Raw genomic sequence first — 15,206 nt, 5'->3', positions numbered from 1 at the left:
CGGATCATCGGTCATCCACTTTCCCCGTTCAGGATTTCCCGTGCAAAAGACGACCGACGGATGGCTCAGCGGCCTGCTGGGCGTGATCATCTTCAGTGGCTCGCTGCCCGCGACGCGTATCGCGGTGCAGGGGCTCGACCCGCTGTTCCTCACCTTTGCGCGGGCGACGATCGCCGGCGCGCTCGGCCTGCTGCTGCTCGTCGTGCTGAAGCAGCGGCGCCCGACGCGTGCCGAGGCCGTGTCGCTCGCCATCGTCGCGCTCGGGGTCGTGATCGGCTTTCCGCTGCTGACGGCACTCGCGCTGAAGCACGTGACGTCCGCGCACGCGATCGTGTTCGTCGGGCTGCTCCCGCTCGCGACCGCACTGTTCGGCGTGTGGCGCGGCGGCGAACGGCCGCGGCTGCCGTTCTGGATCTTCTCGATCGTCGGCAGCGGTGCGGTGGCCGCGTTTGCGCTGCGCAACGGCGGCCACGCGTCGGTGGTGGGCGATGCGCTGATGCTGGCCGCGATCGTCGCGTGCGGGCTGGGCTATGCGGAAGGCGCACGCCTGTCGCGTCAGCTCGGCGGCTGGCAGGTAATCTCGTGGGCGCTCGTGCTGTCGCTGCCGCTGATGCTGCCGCTCACGTGGTTCACCTGGCCCGTGTCGTTCGACGGCGTCGATTCTGCCGCGCTGTGGGGCCTCGCGTACGTGTCGCTGTTCAGCATGCTGATCGGCTTCGTGTTCTGGTATCGCGGGCTCGCGCTCGGCGGGATCGCAGGCGTCGGTCAGTTGCAGCTGCTGCAGCCGTTCTTCGGTTTGCTGCTCGCGGCTGGCTTGCTGCACGAGACGGTGCCGCCGTCGATGGTCGCGGTGACGGTCGTCGTGGTCGGCTGCGTGGCGGGCGCGAAGTACTTCTCGAAGATGGCGCCCGTGCGGCGCGCGGGCTGACGTGCGGAGCTGAATGCGGGCGCGCGCGACCTGTCGAAGGTGCGCCCGCTCACGCTCAGTCGTCCGGCGTGCACACGCGCAAGCGGTGACCGTCCGGGTCGAGCGCGACGAACGTGAGCCCGAACACGGCCGTCATGGGCGCCTGCTCGAACGGCACGCCGAGTGCCTTCCACGCTTCGTACAGGCGCCGGACTGCGCGGTCGTCGTCGACCATGAACGCCAGCTCCGAACGGTGGCCGGCACCACCCGACACGAAATCGCACGCGCTGGTTGACCACAGGCCCAGATGCAGCCCGTTGTCGAACGTGAATGCCGCATAGGTGGGAAACGCGGCGACGGGCGGGCGCCCGAACAGGCGCTCGTAGAACTGCGCGCTGCGTGCCGGGTCCTCGACATACAGAAGAACGAGATCCGGGGAAGTCATGCGGAGCCGTCCTGGGATCGATTAAGATGCGTTCCATTCTATGAACGGATGCTGTCAGAAAGTGGCAGCATGGAACGATGACGCGTGCCGAACGATTGCTCTCGCTGCTGCAGGTGCTGCGGCGCCACCGCCGCCCGGTGAGCGGCCGCGTGCTGGCCGGGGAGCTTGGCATCAGCCTCCGTACGGTCTATCGCGATATCGCGTCGCTGCAGGCACAGGGCGCGGACATCGAAGGCGAGCCCGGGATCGGCTATGTACTGCGGGAGGGGTTCATGCTGCCGCCGCTGATGTTTTCGCAGACGGAACTGGAAGCGCTGATGCTCGGCTTTCGGTGGGTCGGGAAGTTTGCCGATGCGCAGCTCACGTCGGCGGCTGCCGATGCACTCGCGAAGATTTCAGCAGTGCTGCCGGCCGAGCTGCGCCGCGAGATGGAATGCACGACGCTGCTCGTCGGCCCGCGCACGATCGTGGATCGGGAAACCGTCGACATGGGGGTCGTGCGCGCGGCGATTCGTACCGAATGCAAGCTCGGGATCCGCTATGCGGGCGAGGGCCGGAAAACGCTCGACGAACGGATCGTGTGGCCGTTCGCGCTCGGCTATTTCAATGACGTGCGGATCCTGGCGGCGTGGTGCGAAGGCCGGAACGATTTCCGGCATTTCCGGACGGATCGCATCGTCGCGCTCGAACCGCTGGACGTGCGCTATCCGCGCCGGCGCGCGGCGTTGCTGAAGGCGTGGCGCGCTACGGGTGCCGACGTGCGAGTGACGGTGAGGTAGGGGCGGCTGGGGCGCGCAGGCCGCGCACCCCCGTTCCGTCGTGCAAGCGTTACTCGAACGTTTCGAGCGCGAGCAATTCGTCGATCGTCTGCCGGCGGCGGATCAGCCGCGGCGCACCGCGATCGACGAGCACTTCCGGCGCGAGCGGACGGCTGTTGTAGTTCGATGACATCGACGCGCCGTACGCGCCTGCATCATGCAGGAACAGCAGGTCGCCGATCTGCGGCTGCGCGAGCTTGCGGTGCGTGACCACGCCGCCCGCGTCCTGCGTGAACACGTCGCCCGATTCACACAGCGGCCCGGCGATCGCGAGATCGACGAGCGGCCGTCCGGCCGGCAGCGCACCATCGTGCGTGTGCACCGACACCGCGTGGTAGCTGCCGTACATCGACGGACGCATCAGGTCGTTGAAGCCCGCGTCGATCAGCACGAAATCGTGCTTCGGCCGGCGGTTGACCGCCTGCACTTCGGTGACGAGCGTGCCGGCCTCGGCGACGAGGAAGCGGCCCGGCTCGATCTCGATGCGCACCGGGTGGCCGAGATGACGCTCGATCCGCTTGCGCGCGGCGTCCCACTGGCTGAAGTAGTGACCGACGTCGACGCGCGGCTCGCCGTCGCGATACGGGATCGACAGGCCGCCGCCGGCCGAGATCGCGTCGATGTCATGGCCGAGCGACGTGACGAGATCGACCATCGCATCGCACACCTGCGACAGGTGGCCATAGTCGACGCCCGACCCGATATGCATGTGGATGCCGACGAGCTTCAGCCCGTACTGGCGCACGATCTCGATCGCGCGCGGCACGTCGTCGATCCAGATGCCGTGCTTGCTCTGCGGGCCGCCGGTGTTGGTCTTGTTGCTGTGGCCGTGGCCGAAGCCGGGATTGACGCGCAGCCACACGCGGTGGCCGGGCGCGTGCTCGCCGATGCGCGCGAGCATGTCGAGCGAGCCGGCGTTCACGGTCACGCCGTGCTTCAGCACGGCCGCGAGCGTCGGGCGGTCGATCAGGTCGGCCGTGAACACGACGCCTTCCGGCTCGCCGGCGGGGCTGAACCCGGCCGCGAGGCTGCGCTCGATCTCGCCGAGCGACACCGCATCGACGCACGCGCCTTCCTCACGCATCAGCTTCAGGATATGGACGTTCGAGTTCGCCTTCTGCGCATAGCGGATCACGTCGAACTGGCGCAGTTGGGCGATGCGGTCGCGGATGACGTCGGCGTCGTACACCCACAGCGGGGTGCCGTATTGCTGCGCGAGCGTCGCGAGCTGGCGGGAATCGAGGGACATGGCAGATGAATCGGGTCGAATGAACGGATAACGGGAATGATGCACCTGATCGGCTATCCAGTAAAATGCCTGATTATCGACATTCGATTCATATCTGATATAGCCGATCATGCTCACGCACCGCCATATCGAGGTCTTTCGCGCGCTGATGGTCACCGGCAGCACGACGCGCGCGGCCGAGATGCTCTATACGTCGCAACCGACGATCAGCCGCGAGCTTGCGCGCATGGAGCAGGTCGTGGGCTTCGCGCTGTTCGAGCGCGCACACGGCCGGCTGCGGCCGACGATGGCCGCGCTCACGCTGTTCGACGACGTGCGGCTTGCGTATGTGGGGCTTGAACGCGTCGCGGCAACCGCCGCGCGGCTGCGCGAGTTTCGCGACGGTCAGTTGTCGGTGATCGCGTTGCCGGCGTTCTCGCACGCGATCCTGCCCGGTGCGTGCCGGCGTTTCAGCGAGAAGCACGCGGGCGTCAGCGTGTCGGTGGCGACGCAGGAATCACCGGTGCTCGAAGAGTGGCTGACCGCGCAGCGTTACGACCTCGGGCTGACCGAGCGCGACGTCGCACCGGCCGGCACCGTGCTCACGCCGCTGCTCGAAGTCGACGAAGTGTGCGTGCTGCCCGACGGCCATCCGCTGCTCGCACAGGACGCGATCGATCTGCCGGATCTCGCGGATCGCCCGTTCGTGAGCCTGTCGCTGAACGATCCGTACCGCATCCTGATCGACGAGGCGTTCGCCCAGCTCGGCGTGGCGCCGCGCTCGGTCGTCGAAACGCCTTCAGCCGTGTCGGTGTGCGCGTTCGTGCGGCAGGGGCTCGGTGCCGCGATCGTCAATCCGCTGACCGCGCTCGATTTCGTCGGGCGCGACCTGCACGTGCGGCCGCTCACGCGGTCGTTTCCGTACCGGGTCAGCGTGATCGTGCCCGAGCACCGGCCGAAGAGCCTGCTCGTCGATGCGTTTGCCGACGCGTTGCGCGGCGAGGCGAAGGCGATCCGCCGCCGGTTGGCCGCGCTCCTGGGCTGACGCGGCCGTATGATGGGCGTTTCGCCGTCATCGCCACCTCTTTCCGGAACCCTTCATGACCGACGCTTCTGCTTCCCTCGAACCACCGATCCTCACTGGCGAACGCGTCGAACTGAGGCCGCTCGACTCGTCCGACCGGCAGGCGCTGCTGGACGCCGCTGCCGACGGCCAGTTGTGGAACCTGAAGGTCACGGTCGTGCCGGGCCCCGACACGATCGACGCGTATATCGACACCGCATTGCAGGGGCGTTCGGCCGGGACCGTGATGCCGTTTGCGATCGTCGATCGCGCATCGGGCCGCGTGATCGGCAGCACGCGTTTCTGGAAGATCGATCGCAGGAACCGCAAGCTCGAGATCGGCCATACGTGGCTGAGCGAATCGGCGCAGCGTACGCGCGCGAATACCGAAGCGAAATGGTTGTTGCTGGGCTATGCGTTCGACGTGCTGCAATGCGTGCGCGTGCAGTTCACGACCGACGAGCTGAACGAGAAATCGCGCGCGGCGATCCTGCGGCTCGGTGCGAAGCAGGAAGGCATCGTGCGGCACGAGCGGATCATGCCGGATGGCCGCAAGCGCAATTCGGTGCGCTTCAGCATCATCGACGACGAATGGCCGGAGGTGCGTGCGCGGCTGCTGGCGAAACTGGCAACGTAACGTGTCACGCGTGAAGCGTGACGTTTGACGTGCGTCGCGCCGCCGGAAGGGGAGCGGCGACGCGACGACGGGGGAAGCAGCAGTGCGCCGCGCACGACGGCGCGGCGCCGCGGCGCGTTACTGCGCCGATGCGAGGTGGTGGCGTTCCGCGAGCTTCTGCGCGTCGGCGTAGTGCTTCTGCAGGATCGGCAGCGACTGGCGTGCGACTTCCTTCAGCTTCGTGTCGCGGCCCGACGCGATTTCGGCCTGGAATGCCGAGATGGTCTTCTGCTGGCCGGCGAGCGCGACCTGCTCGATATACGCCTTGTCGAACTCGGCGCCGCGCAGGCTCTTGATGCTGCTCAGCACGGCCGTGTCGGGGTCGTTGGCCGGCACGTCGACGCCGCGCGGGCTCGCTGCGCGCATCGCCTGGATGATCTTTTCATCGTCGGTCGACACGCGTTGCGCGAACGCCTTGACCTGGCTGTCCGACGTACGCGAATCGGCGATGCGTGCCGCGTCGTGCTGCGTCGACACGGTCTTCGTGCCGTCGGTGATGAAGGCCTGGTCGGCTTCGTGGATACGCGTCGCGGCGGCGGCCGGTGCGTTCGGTGAGGCCGGTGCCGGTTGTGCGGTTTGCGCGGTCGCCGTCACGGCGACGAGAAGCAGGCCAGCGGCAGACAAAGCAAGGCGCGAGATATGGGGAAAGCGGTTCATGGGACCTCCTTTCGATCGGGGCTCTGGTTGAAAAACGGATCACGTGATCCGTCGCTGTGCGAGAGACCGGGCGCGCCCGGGCCGGATTCGACCGCCGCTCTGCCGCGGCGCCGGTCGAAGTGTTTCCCGGCCCGACTGATTCTAGGAGAGCGATCCGGTAGCAGGTGCAACCGCGCTGTGGTTTGTGTAACGGTTGGTAAGACGAATCGGTGGGCAACGTCGCCGACAGGTAGTGCGTACCTGTTGCGTGTGCGGCGGCGGCAATTTTTGCGCGCATGAGGCGTGCGAAATGCACGGGGGTGTCATCTGCTTTTCATCGTCGTGCGGCTGCGTCGTGCGATGACGTGCGTATCGGGCGATGGGGCAACCGGATGCGCGAAGCGCGCGCACGCGTTACACGCGATCGAGCAATGCGTCGAGACGCGGCAGCAACGGTGTCGCGCAATGCGCCTGCAACGCGTCCGGCGCGGTGTAGCCCCACGCGACGCCCTGGAATGCGATGCGTGCGCGTCGTGCCGCGTCCGCGTCGCGGATTTCATCGCCGACGTACAGCACTTCGTCGGCGCGCACGCCGGCCTCGCGAACGAGCGCGCGCAGGCGACGCGCCTTGCCGAATAGCGGAATGCCGCACGCGAAATGCTCGACACGGCTGGTGGCGCGCGGGCCGAGCCGGTCACGCACGATCGCCTCGGTATTCGACGTGGCGATCGCGATGCGGATGCCGCGCGCGGCGAGCGCGTCAAACGTTTCGTCGACGCCGGGGAACAGCGCCACTTGCGCGACGCGCGGCTGCATCAGGCGGCGCATGTCGATCGTCACGCGCGGCACTTTCCACATCGGCACGTCGAGCGCGCGAATGATGTCGCGCGCCGACATGCCGCGCAGCGCCGGGTGCAGGTCAGGCGTGGCGTCGCGAAAGCCGTGCATGCGCGACGCTTCCGACAGCGCCGCGAGAAAGCTGTCGAGCGAATCGGCGAGCGTGCCGTCGAAGTCGAATGCGATGAGGCGGTAGGGCATGTGGCGACGTGGCGAGTTCATTGGGCAGGCGACATTGTCACCGAATCGAGGCCCGTCGACCGCGCGGTCGGTTGCGCCTGCGGCGGCGCGAGGGGGCCGGGCAGTTTGTTCGCCTCGTGAGGCGTTGCAAGGCAGATCGGACGTTGCGGGCGTCGTGAGCCGCGAGACGATGCTATTCGTAGTGGTAGCGGCAGGACACGATGCTGATCTGCAAGTCGTCGGCCTCGTAGACCAGACGGTTCGTGTCATCGATTCGGCGCGACCAGAAGCCGGAGAGGTTGGCCTTTAGCGGTTCGGGTTTGCCGATGCCTTCGAACGGCGTTCGCTGGGCTTCGCGAATGAGCTGGTTGATGCGCTTGAGCGTCTTGCGATCCTGCCCCTGCCAGTAGACGTAGTCGTCCCACGCGTCGGAAGTAAAGAGCACGCGGCGTACACTCATTCGTCATCCGCCGCGAGCTTGTGTTCCTTTGCCTTGCCCTTGCGTAGTTGCGCGATCGAACGCTCGAGATGGGCGACGTTGGCCGGCGAGCGCAGCAAGTGCACCGTCTCCATCAAGCTGTCGTAGTAGTCCTGCGACATGATGACGGCGTTCGGTGCATCGCGGCGTGTGATGAGCGTCACGTCCGCATCGTCGACGACCTGGTCGATAACGGTCTTCAGATTGCCACGGGCGTCCGAAAAATGAATCGTGCGCATGATTGCCTCACTTGTACATATAACCGTACAAGTTTAGCACAGTCGATAAATGTGTACGGTTTGCTGTACAAGTCGACCCACCCCAGCCGTGTTACACACCAGAATCGTCCAGAATGAGCATGTGCCCCGTCTGGCCGCGGCGACAAGTGCCGCCGCTTGTCGCCCCTCGCGCCGCGCGGTATCGTCAGCGTCTCGTCTTCCACCATCCCAACCGGAGACCGACGTGCCCGCTGCCACCCCCGCCACGCTGAGATTTTCCACCGACAAGCGCGAACTCGACGTCGACGCGATCTTCGACTTCCTGCATCGCGACGCGTACTGGTCGCAGGGCATTCCGCGCGACGTGGTCGAGCGGGCGATCGAGGGCTCGCTGTGTTTCGGCGCCTACGTGGGCGACCGGCTCGTCGGGTTCGCGCGGCTCGTGACCGATCACGCGACGTTCGCGTACCTGTGCGACGTGTTCGTGCTGCCGGCCGAGCGCGGCAACGGCTACGGCCGCGCGCTGATCGACCATGTGTTTGCACAGGAGATGGTGCAGGGCCTGCGCCGCATCATGCTCGTGACGTCCGATGCGCACGAGCTGTACCGGCCGGTCGGCTTCGAGCCGTGCGCGAATCCCGAACGGATGATGGAGATCCGCCGCCCGGACATCTACGCGAAACGCTGACGCGCGGCGCAGCGCATACAATACGCGCTTTCCGTTTTTGCCGAAGAGAAGCCCATCATGACCGAACAGGAAGCCGAACAGCTCGCGACGCATCGCCATTACAAGGGCGGGCTGTATCGCTACATCGGCGTTGCCCGCCATTCCGAGACCGAGGAATCGGTGGTCGTGTACGAACACCTGTGGCCGCATGCACGCGGGCTGTGGGTACGGCCGGAAGCGATGTTCAACGGGAACCTCGAAGACGGCACGCCGCGTTTCCGCAAGCTGCGCGACTGATCGACGGCCGGCGGCGCGTGCCGCCGCCGGCCGGCTGCGTGGACGTCTACGCGCCGGCCAGCGCCTTCACCAGCTCCGGCGGGGCCTGCTGCCCGACCGTGACCTCCGGCGTGCCGTGCCATGCCGCGAGCTTCTTCACCGCCTTCGCGACATCGGCTGCGAGCCCCGTGCCGACCCGCACGCCGGGCTCGACATGCACGGCCTTCAGTTCGAATGTGCCGAGCGTGCGATGCGCCTTCGCGTCGATGCGCCCGACCAGCCGCCCGCGATGCAGCACCGGCAGGCAGAAATAGCCGTAACGCCGCTTGTGCCCGGGCGTATAGCATTCGATCGTGTAGTCGAACCCGAACAGCGTCGACGCACGCCGCCGGTCCCATACCACCGGATCGAACGGCGACAGCAGCGTCGTGACCGTCGAGCGCAGCGTGTCGGCCTCCGCCGCCGGCAGCAACGCTTCGAGCGAGCGATGCACGTAGGCCGGCACCTTCCAGTCGTCGATCGCCACGGGGATCAGGTCGCCCGCGTCCGCGAGCCGCTCGAGCTCCGCGCGGTAGGAACGGCGCGGCAGCCGATAGTAGTCAGCCACCCAGTCCGCGCGCACGACGCCGAGCGCCCGGCACGTGTAGTCGAGCAGCGCGGGCAGCACGGCGCTGCGCGGCGGCAGGTCGCGTGTGTCGTCCCAGTCGGGCAGCACGCGCTCGCGCACGTCGTACACGCGCTGGAAATTGCGGCGTTCCGACACCATCAGGTCGCCCGTCGTGAACAGCACTTCCAGGTGCCGCTTCTCGGGCTTGCGATCCCACCAGCCGTTGCCTTTCACGCCATCCTCGCGGGCGAAATCGGCCGACCGTACCGGGCCCTCGGCGCGAATCCGCGCGAGCAGCCGCTCGATGTCGGGACGATTCTGCTCATGCCACTCGGCGGCGTACTTCCAGCCCATTCCCGACGGATCGAGCATCTTGTAGCGCATCAGGCCGAACTGCTCGACCGGCAGGAAGCACGCTTCATGCGACCAGTATTCGAACAGGCGCGCCTCGGCGAGATGTTCGTCGAGCCACTGCGGCGCGAAATCGCCGAGACGGCTGAACAGCACGAGATACGGGCTGCGCGCGACGACGTGAATGGTATCGATCTGCAACTGCGCCATCCGGCGGATCGTGTCGAGCACGTCGGATTTGGTTGCCTTGCGGCGGGGCGGCGTCAGCAGGCCTTGCGCGGCGAGATGCAGCGCGCGGGCGGCGGCGGTCGAGAGCGTAAGCATCGGAAGGGCGGCCGGGAGTGATGGTCGGGAGCCACTTTAGCGCGAAAGCGGCGCGCGCGTGCGACGTGCCGATGCACCGTGTCTGACAATGGTTGACAGATGCGTTGCGCAAGTTTCCCTATAGTGCAGTTCATGGCGCAACGATAAACACGCGCAACGCTTTTGCTTCCGACGCACATATGTCCATGGCACGCAGGAAGCGAATCCGGGATTCTCAACCCCCATCGGGAGACCCGGAGCCCTGAGCGGACATCCATGCGGCTGTGCACCGGCCCCGTGTGGATGTCCGCTGATTTTTTTGTATTTCCGGTTTGCTTCGCGGGCGGTCGTTCCTTTTGCCCGTTCAGCCCCTCTCGTGATTTCCGCTCGTCTGCCCGATTGTTATTGCCGCTTGCCGCGCGCGACCTCGTCGCCGGCGCCGGGCGGTAGCCGCCGCGTGATCGGAATCGACGCGAACGAGCACAGCCCGACGACGAGAAACGCGGGCCAGAAATCCGACCACATCATCTTCTGATGGCCCTGCAGCCAGTGCGAAATGTGCAGCACGAGGCCGGCGACCGTCACGCCGAGGCCGAGCGACATCTGCTGCACGACGCTGCCGAGGCTCGTCGCGCGGCCCGCGTCGCGCGGCGAGATGTCCGCGTAGATCATCGAGTTCAGGCTCGTGAACTGCAGCGCGGGGAAGATGCCGCCGACGAGCACGATCAGCCAGATCGCCCAGGTCGCCATGCCGGGATGGAACACGCCGTAGGCGGCGATCGCGAGCCCCGCGAAGGCCGCGTTGTAGATCAGCACCGTGCGGAAGCCGAAGCGGCGCAGCGTATGGGTGGCCGTCGAGCGGCTCATTGCGCCGCCGAACGCGGACGCGCACGTGATGAGCCCCGAATGGAACGCGCTCATGCCGAGCCCTTCCTGCAGCGCGAGCGGCAGCAGGAACGGCACCGCGCCGAGGCCGATACGGAACAGCGACCCGCCGACGACGCTCGCGTGATACGTCGGGATCTTGAGGAAGCTGAGGTCGAGCACCGGGCGCTCCTTGCGGCGCGCGTACGGTACGTACAGCGCGAGCAGGACGGTGCCGGTCACGCACATGACGAGCGCGTTCGAGCGTGACGTGAGCGAGCCGTCGATCAGCGTGAGGCCCATCAGCAGCAGCGCGGCGCCGCTGGCCGACAGCAGGAAGCCGAACCAGTCGAGCGGACCCGGATCGGGCTCGCGCGTGTTCGCGATGTGCTTGCTGGCGAGGTAGATCCCGTAGATGCCGATCGGCACGTTGATGAAGAAGATCATCCGCCAGTGCAGGTAGGTCGTGATGAAGCCGCCGACGAGCGGCCCGACCGTGGGCCCGAACAGCGCGGGAATCGCGAGGTAGTTCATCGCGCGCACGAGATCCGAGCGCGGCACCGCGCGGAAGATGATGATGCGGCCGACGGGCACCATCATCGCGCCGCCCACGCCCTGGATGAAGCGCGCGAACGTGAGCACGCCGAGGGAACTGGATGCCGCGCACATCAGCGAGCCGACGACGAAGATGCCGATCGCGGTGCGGAATACGGAACGTGCGCTGAAGCGGTCGGCCAGCCAGCCGCAGATCGGGATGAACACGCCGAGCCCGACCACGTAGGCCGTGATCGCAATGTTCAACGTGACGGGGCTGTGCCCGAAGTCCCTCGCCATCGCGGGGAGGGCGGTGACGATGATGTTCGCGTCGACGCTTTCCATGAACAACGCACAGGCAACGATGAGCGGTGCTAGAAAGACGGGCGACATGGGCTGGGCGCGCGGTAAAGACGCCATTATGCCCACAATGTGACCGTTGAGTCACGTATGACAACAGTTGTTCCGCATGTTGCAACAGTCGTCCTGGTTGGCGGCGGCGTGGAAAGAACGACTGCGCGATGCTGCCGCGCGCGCCGGGGCTGCGCGAATCGAAACTTGCTTGATGTGCACGTTTCGTGCGACAGTCGGACCCACTCGCACCACAAAACGACGCGCATCGATCGAAGGCCATCGAGACGAGCGCGCGCGCGAACGAGACCTCGTGCCGACCCACTCACCATCGAAAGGAGGGGACACGTCATGACGTCACGTCGTGCCGCATCGATCGCATCGCGCTTCTCGAGCCGTTTCACAAGTCGCTTTTCCGCCCGACGCTCACCGCCACCCGCGCCACCCACGCCGCGTCTTCGCTGGGCCGCCGCACTGGCCGTCGCGTATCTCGCCGTCGCCGGCTGCGCCGCGCAGGCCGACAACGCGAACCAGGCCGCCGCGCAGGCGGCTGCCCAGTCGGCACCGACGGCAACAGCTGCAATTGCCGCCCCCGCGTCGGGCACGCTGCTGCCGCCGCCGAGCCAGCTCTACGGCGACCTGTTCGTCGCGGTGCAGACCGCGCAGATCTACCCCGACCAGAAGACCTTCGTCGACGCGACGCCCGATGGCGATCCGGCGACGATCGTGCAGTTGTATCAGCAACAGAAGTCGCAGCCGGGCTTCTCGCTGAAGATGTTCGTCGCCCAGCATTTCACGCCGCCGCCGGAAGGCGGCGTGACGCCGCCGCCGAACCAGACGCTGCGCCAGCACATCGACTGGCTGTGGCCGCAGCTCACGCGCACGAGTACGACGGTGCCGCCCTACAGTTCGCTGATCCCGCTGCCGAAGCCGTATGTCGTGCCCGGCGGCCGCTTCCGCGAAGGCTACTACTGGGACACCTATTTCACGATGCTCGGGCTGCAGGTGTCGGGCCGCGAGGATCTCGTCGACAACATGCTCGACAACTTCGCCCATCTGATCGACACGATCGGGCACATCCCGAACGGCAACCGCACGTACTACGCGAGCCGCTCGCAGCCGCCGTTCTTCGCATACATGGTCACGCTCGCCGCGCAGGCCGAAGGCGACAAGGTCTATCAGAAATACCTGCCGGCACTGCGCAAGGAACATGCGTACTGGATGCAGGGCGAAGCCACGACGCCGCGCGGGCAGGCCACGCGCCATGTGGTCGCGATGCCCGACGGCGCGGTGCTGAACCGCTACTGGGACGCGAGCGATACGCCGCGCGACGAGTCGTATCTCGAGGACGTGACGACCGCGAAGTCGGTGCCGGCCCGTCCGGCGAACGAGGTCTACCGCGACCTGCGCGCGGGCGCCGAAAGCGGCTGGGACTACAGCTCGCGCTGGTTCGGCGACGGCAAGACGCTCGCGACGATCCGCACGACGTCGATCGTGCCGGTCGACCTGAACAGCCTGATGTTCCATCTCGAGACGACGATCGTGAAGGGCTGCGCGGTCACGCGCGACGTTGCGTGCGTGACCGATTTTTCCGCGCGCGCGGCGCGGCGGGCGGCCGCGATCAACCGCTATCTGTGGAACCGCCGCGGCTACTACGGCGACTACGACTGGCAGCAGCGCAAGCCGCGCGACGCGGTGACGGCCGCGGCGTTGTATCCAATGTTCGCGGGCGTGGCGTGGCCCGAGCGCGCGAAGGCGACCGCACGCGAGGTGCGCAAGACGCTGCTGCAGCCGGGCGGCCTCGCGACGACCACCGAGAACACCGGGCAGCAGTGGGATGCGCCGAACGGCTGGGCGCCGTTGCAGTGGATCGCGATCGACGGGCTGCGCCGCTATGGCGAACCGGCGCTTGCGAAGGACATCGGCACGCGCTTCCTGTCCGACGTGAAGCATGTGTATGCGACCGAAGGCAAGCTCGTCGAGAAGTACGTGGTCGAAGGCGCCGGCACGGGCGGCGGCGGGGGCGGTGAATATCCGCTGCAGGACGGTTTCGGCTGGACCAACGGCGTCACGCTGAAACTGCTCGGGCTGTACGGCGAGTGACGCGCGGCGCGGGCCGCGCGCGGGTATGGCAGGAGAATGCACGGGCCGGACTGTCGCGCAAGCGGCCGTCCGGCCCGTGTTTGCTTCAGGGCTGCTTTAGAACGTGATCGTCGTGCGCACGCCGACCACCGTTTCGTCGCCGATGCGCGCACCGGCCGCGTTCGGGTTCGGGATGCCGCCGCCCGGACGGAAGAAGTGCTGCAGGTCGGCCTGCAGCTGCCACCACGGCGCGACCTGGTACTGGTACGTCGCTTCGACGACCGTTTCCGCGCGGCGTACCGGGTAGCCGGGCGTCGTATAGACGCCGGTGTCGCCGTCGAGGCCGCGTGCATGCGAGCCGATCTTCGCATAGCCGACCGCGATGCCCGCGACGTCGTTGTCGCGTCCCTTGAACGGCGCCTTCAGCGTCACGCCTGCGTTGGCCGCGAAATCGACGATGTTGCGATCGCCCGGCGCGCCCATCACGCGTGCGAACACGCCGACCGAGCGCGGGCTGTCGGCCGACGGCCGCCACACCATCTGGTCCGCGACCGCATAGAACCCGTAGTTGCCGCGATGGGTGGCGGCGATGCCGTTGCTCTCCGGATTCGCGAGCGACAGGCCGTCGGTGCCGTAGCGCGGGTCGTTCGCATGCTGCGACTGATACCAGAAGCCGAGCTTGTACGTGCCCGGCAGGCCGGCCGATTGCGGCGCCTTCGGATCGGCGGGCGGCGCGTTCAGCGCGTACTGCACTTCGCCGATCACGAATGCGCCGCTGCGCAGGTTGAAGTTGGTGCCGTGCGCGTTCAGCACCTGCGCATCGCCGTCGCTGCGGCCGGCCGGGTTGCCGTCGAATACGCCGACCATCGCGGTCCACGCATCGGACGGCTTCACGCGCAGCCGCACGCCGAGCGACGACAACGGATACGCGGGGCCGCCGGCCGGCAGGTCGGTCGACGGCAGCACGGGCCAGCCGAACGTGGCGTTCATGAACGTCGCCGCGTTCTGGCTCACCATGAATTCCTGGTCGACGCTCTGCTGGCCGACCTTCACGTCGACCTTGCCGTCGAGCAGCGACTGCTGGTACCAGAGCTCCCACAGGCGCGTGGTCGCATTCGCCTCGATGCCGGTCGCGGTCTGCAGCGTCTGCAGATAGCGCTGCGTGAGGTTGGTGCCGTGAATCTGCAGTGCCGACACGTTGAACGTGCCGCCCGGCAGGCCGACCGCCTTGCCCGTGTCGACGTTGAACCCGAATTGCGTGAGCCCCTGGTACGCGCCGCCGCGATGCGTGCCGCCCGACGTGTTGTACAGGTATTCGCTGGTTTCCTGCAGGCTCAGCGTGATGCCGTGATCGCCGAGCACGTCGCGCAGGCCGCCCATGTTGCCGAGCAGGTTCGAGCGTTCCCAGAAGCCGGTGGGCGCGGCAGCATCGGCAGCCTGTTGTGCGGGCGCGGCGGCGTCGCTGGCGCCGGCCGCCGGTTCGGCCGCGGCCGGTGACGACGCTTGCGCGAACGCGGGCGTGGCGGCGAGCGACAGCAGCAGCGTGGCGAGCGCATTGACGCGGAGCTTGCGCGGGACGGGTTCCAGGTAGTTCTTCATGTGGGTTCCGTTGTCGGTTTGATTAGTCAAGCTGAAGAAACGAAAACGTGGTGCGGGATGCGTGGAGAGACGGTCGCGCGGCGGCA

General features: G+C 67.1%; 16 protein-coding genes. 7 read left to right on the top strand and 9 right to left on the bottom strand.

Annotated features, from left to right (window positions below; all coding sequences use genetic code 11):
- Positions 1-40: 40 nt before the first annotated feature.
- Entirely contained in the window at positions 41-928 is an 888-nt protein-coding gene (locus F3J15_RS28900; protein WP_166895467.1) for a DMT family transporter, read from the top strand.
- 55 nt (positions 929-983) lie between these two features.
- Here the strand turns inward: F3J15_RS28900 and F3J15_RS28895 are convergent, their stop codons facing one another.
- On the bottom strand, positions 984-1,352 hold the full coding sequence (locus tag F3J15_RS28895) for a VOC family protein (protein WP_166895465.1): 369 nt from the start codon (positions 1,350-1,352) through the stop codon (positions 984-986).
- Between the two features lie 77 nt (positions 1,353-1,429).
- Between F3J15_RS28895 and F3J15_RS28890 the strand changes: the two genes are divergently transcribed.
- The gene (locus F3J15_RS28890; protein ID WP_166895463.1) at positions 1,430-2,131 is read left to right on the top strand and encodes a YafY family protein; all 702 of its coding nucleotides are present in this window, start codon (positions 1,430-1,432) and stop codon (positions 2,129-2,131) included.
- A 49-nt stretch (positions 2,132-2,180) separates the two neighbouring features.
- Here the strand turns inward: F3J15_RS28890 and lysA are convergent, their stop codons facing one another.
- Positions 2,181-3,419, bottom strand: coding sequence for a diaminopimelate decarboxylase (gene lysA / locus F3J15_RS28885; RefSeq protein ID WP_046548343.1), 1,239 nt, complete (start codon positions 3,417-3,419; stop codon positions 2,181-2,183).
- 109 nt (positions 3,420-3,528) lie between these two features.
- Between lysA and F3J15_RS28880 the strand changes: the two genes are divergently transcribed.
- Together F3J15_RS28880 and F3J15_RS28875 are read left to right on the top strand one after the other, a co-directional pair.
- The gene (locus F3J15_RS28880) at positions 3,529-4,443 is read left to right on the top strand and encodes a LysR family transcriptional regulator (protein ID WP_166895461.1); all 915 of its coding nucleotides are present in this window, start codon (positions 3,529-3,531) and stop codon (positions 4,441-4,443) included.
- Positions 4,444-4,498: 55 nt separating this feature from the next.
- Entirely contained in the window at positions 4,499-5,098 is a 600-nt protein-coding gene (locus F3J15_RS28875) for a GNAT family protein (RefSeq protein WP_166895459.1), read from the top strand.
- 117 nt (positions 5,099-5,215) lie between these two features.
- Here the strand turns inward: F3J15_RS28875 and F3J15_RS28870 are convergent, their stop codons facing one another.
- From F3J15_RS28870 to F3J15_RS28855, 4 genes are all read right to left on the bottom strand, one after another.
- Positions 5,216-5,794 (bottom strand): DUF4142 domain-containing protein, encoded by a 579-nt coding sequence (locus F3J15_RS28870; protein WP_069252148.1) that lies wholly within the window; start codon positions 5,792-5,794, stop codon positions 5,216-5,218.
- A 393-nt stretch (positions 5,795-6,187) separates the two neighbouring features.
- The gene (locus F3J15_RS28865; protein WP_166895458.1) at positions 6,188-6,811 is read right to left on the bottom strand and encodes an HAD hydrolase-like protein; all 624 of its coding nucleotides are present in this window, start codon (positions 6,809-6,811) and stop codon (positions 6,188-6,190) included.
- 172 nt (positions 6,812-6,983) lie between these two features.
- The gene (locus tag F3J15_RS28860; RefSeq protein WP_011354451.1) at positions 6,984-7,250 is read right to left on the bottom strand and encodes a Txe/YoeB family addiction module toxin; all 267 of its coding nucleotides are present in this window, start codon (positions 7,248-7,250) and stop codon (positions 6,984-6,986) included.
- On the bottom strand, positions 7,247-7,507 hold the full coding sequence (locus F3J15_RS28855; RefSeq protein WP_060968669.1) for a type II toxin-antitoxin system prevent-host-death family antitoxin: 261 nt from the start codon (positions 7,505-7,507) through the stop codon (positions 7,247-7,249). Before F3J15_RS28855 ends, F3J15_RS28860 begins: the two co-directional genes overlap by 4 nt.
- 223 nt (positions 7,508-7,730) lie before the next feature.
- On the opposite strand from F3J15_RS28855, the gene F3J15_RS37900 reads away from it, so the two are divergent.
- Both F3J15_RS37900 and F3J15_RS37895 read left to right on the top strand, forming a co-directional pair.
- Entirely contained in the window at positions 7,731-8,174 is a 444-nt protein-coding gene (locus tag F3J15_RS37900; protein WP_069252146.1) for a GNAT family N-acetyltransferase, read from the top strand.
- Positions 8,175-8,231: 57 nt separating this feature from the next.
- Complete coding sequence (locus tag F3J15_RS37895; protein ID WP_006480837.1) at positions 8,232-8,450, top strand: DUF1653 domain-containing protein; 219 nt, start codon at positions 8,232-8,234, stop codon at positions 8,448-8,450.
- A gap of 46 nt (positions 8,451-8,496) precedes the next feature.
- On the opposite strand, the gene F3J15_RS28845 is transcribed toward F3J15_RS37895, so the two are convergent.
- Together F3J15_RS28845 and F3J15_RS28840 are read right to left on the bottom strand one after the other, a co-directional pair.
- Positions 8,497-9,711, bottom strand: a complete 1,215-nt coding sequence (locus tag F3J15_RS28845; protein ID WP_166895457.1) for a crosslink repair DNA glycosylase YcaQ family protein — start codon at positions 9,709-9,711, stop codon at positions 8,497-8,499.
- A gap of 381 nt (positions 9,712-10,092) precedes the next feature.
- Positions 10,093-11,481, bottom strand: a complete 1,389-nt coding sequence (locus F3J15_RS28840; protein ID WP_089485340.1) for an MFS transporter — start codon at positions 11,479-11,481, stop codon at positions 10,093-10,095.
- Between the two features lie 309 nt (positions 11,482-11,790).
- Here F3J15_RS28840 and treA point away from each other — a divergent pair, with 309 nt between their 5' ends.
- The gene (gene treA, locus F3J15_RS28835) at positions 11,791-13,542 is read left to right on the top strand and encodes an alpha,alpha-trehalase TreA (RefSeq protein WP_166895456.1); all 1,752 of its coding nucleotides are present in this window, start codon (positions 11,791-11,793) and stop codon (positions 13,540-13,542) included.
- A 96-nt stretch (positions 13,543-13,638) separates the two neighbouring features.
- Here treA and F3J15_RS28830 read toward each other — a convergent pair whose 3' ends face one another.
- The gene (locus F3J15_RS28830) at positions 13,639-15,120 is read right to left on the bottom strand and encodes a carbohydrate porin (RefSeq protein ID WP_166895455.1); all 1,482 of its coding nucleotides are present in this window, start codon (positions 15,118-15,120) and stop codon (positions 13,639-13,641) included.
- Between the last annotated feature and the right edge of the window lie 86 nt (positions 15,121-15,206).

This window comes from Burkholderia sp. Ap-955 (assembly GCF_011753045.1).
GTDB lineage: Bacteria > Pseudomonadota > Gammaproteobacteria > Burkholderiales > Burkholderiaceae > Burkholderia > Burkholderia lata_D.
The sequence above is the reverse complement of the archived record's forward strand: the minus strand, read 5'-3'. Positions and strand labels throughout refer to the sequence as shown.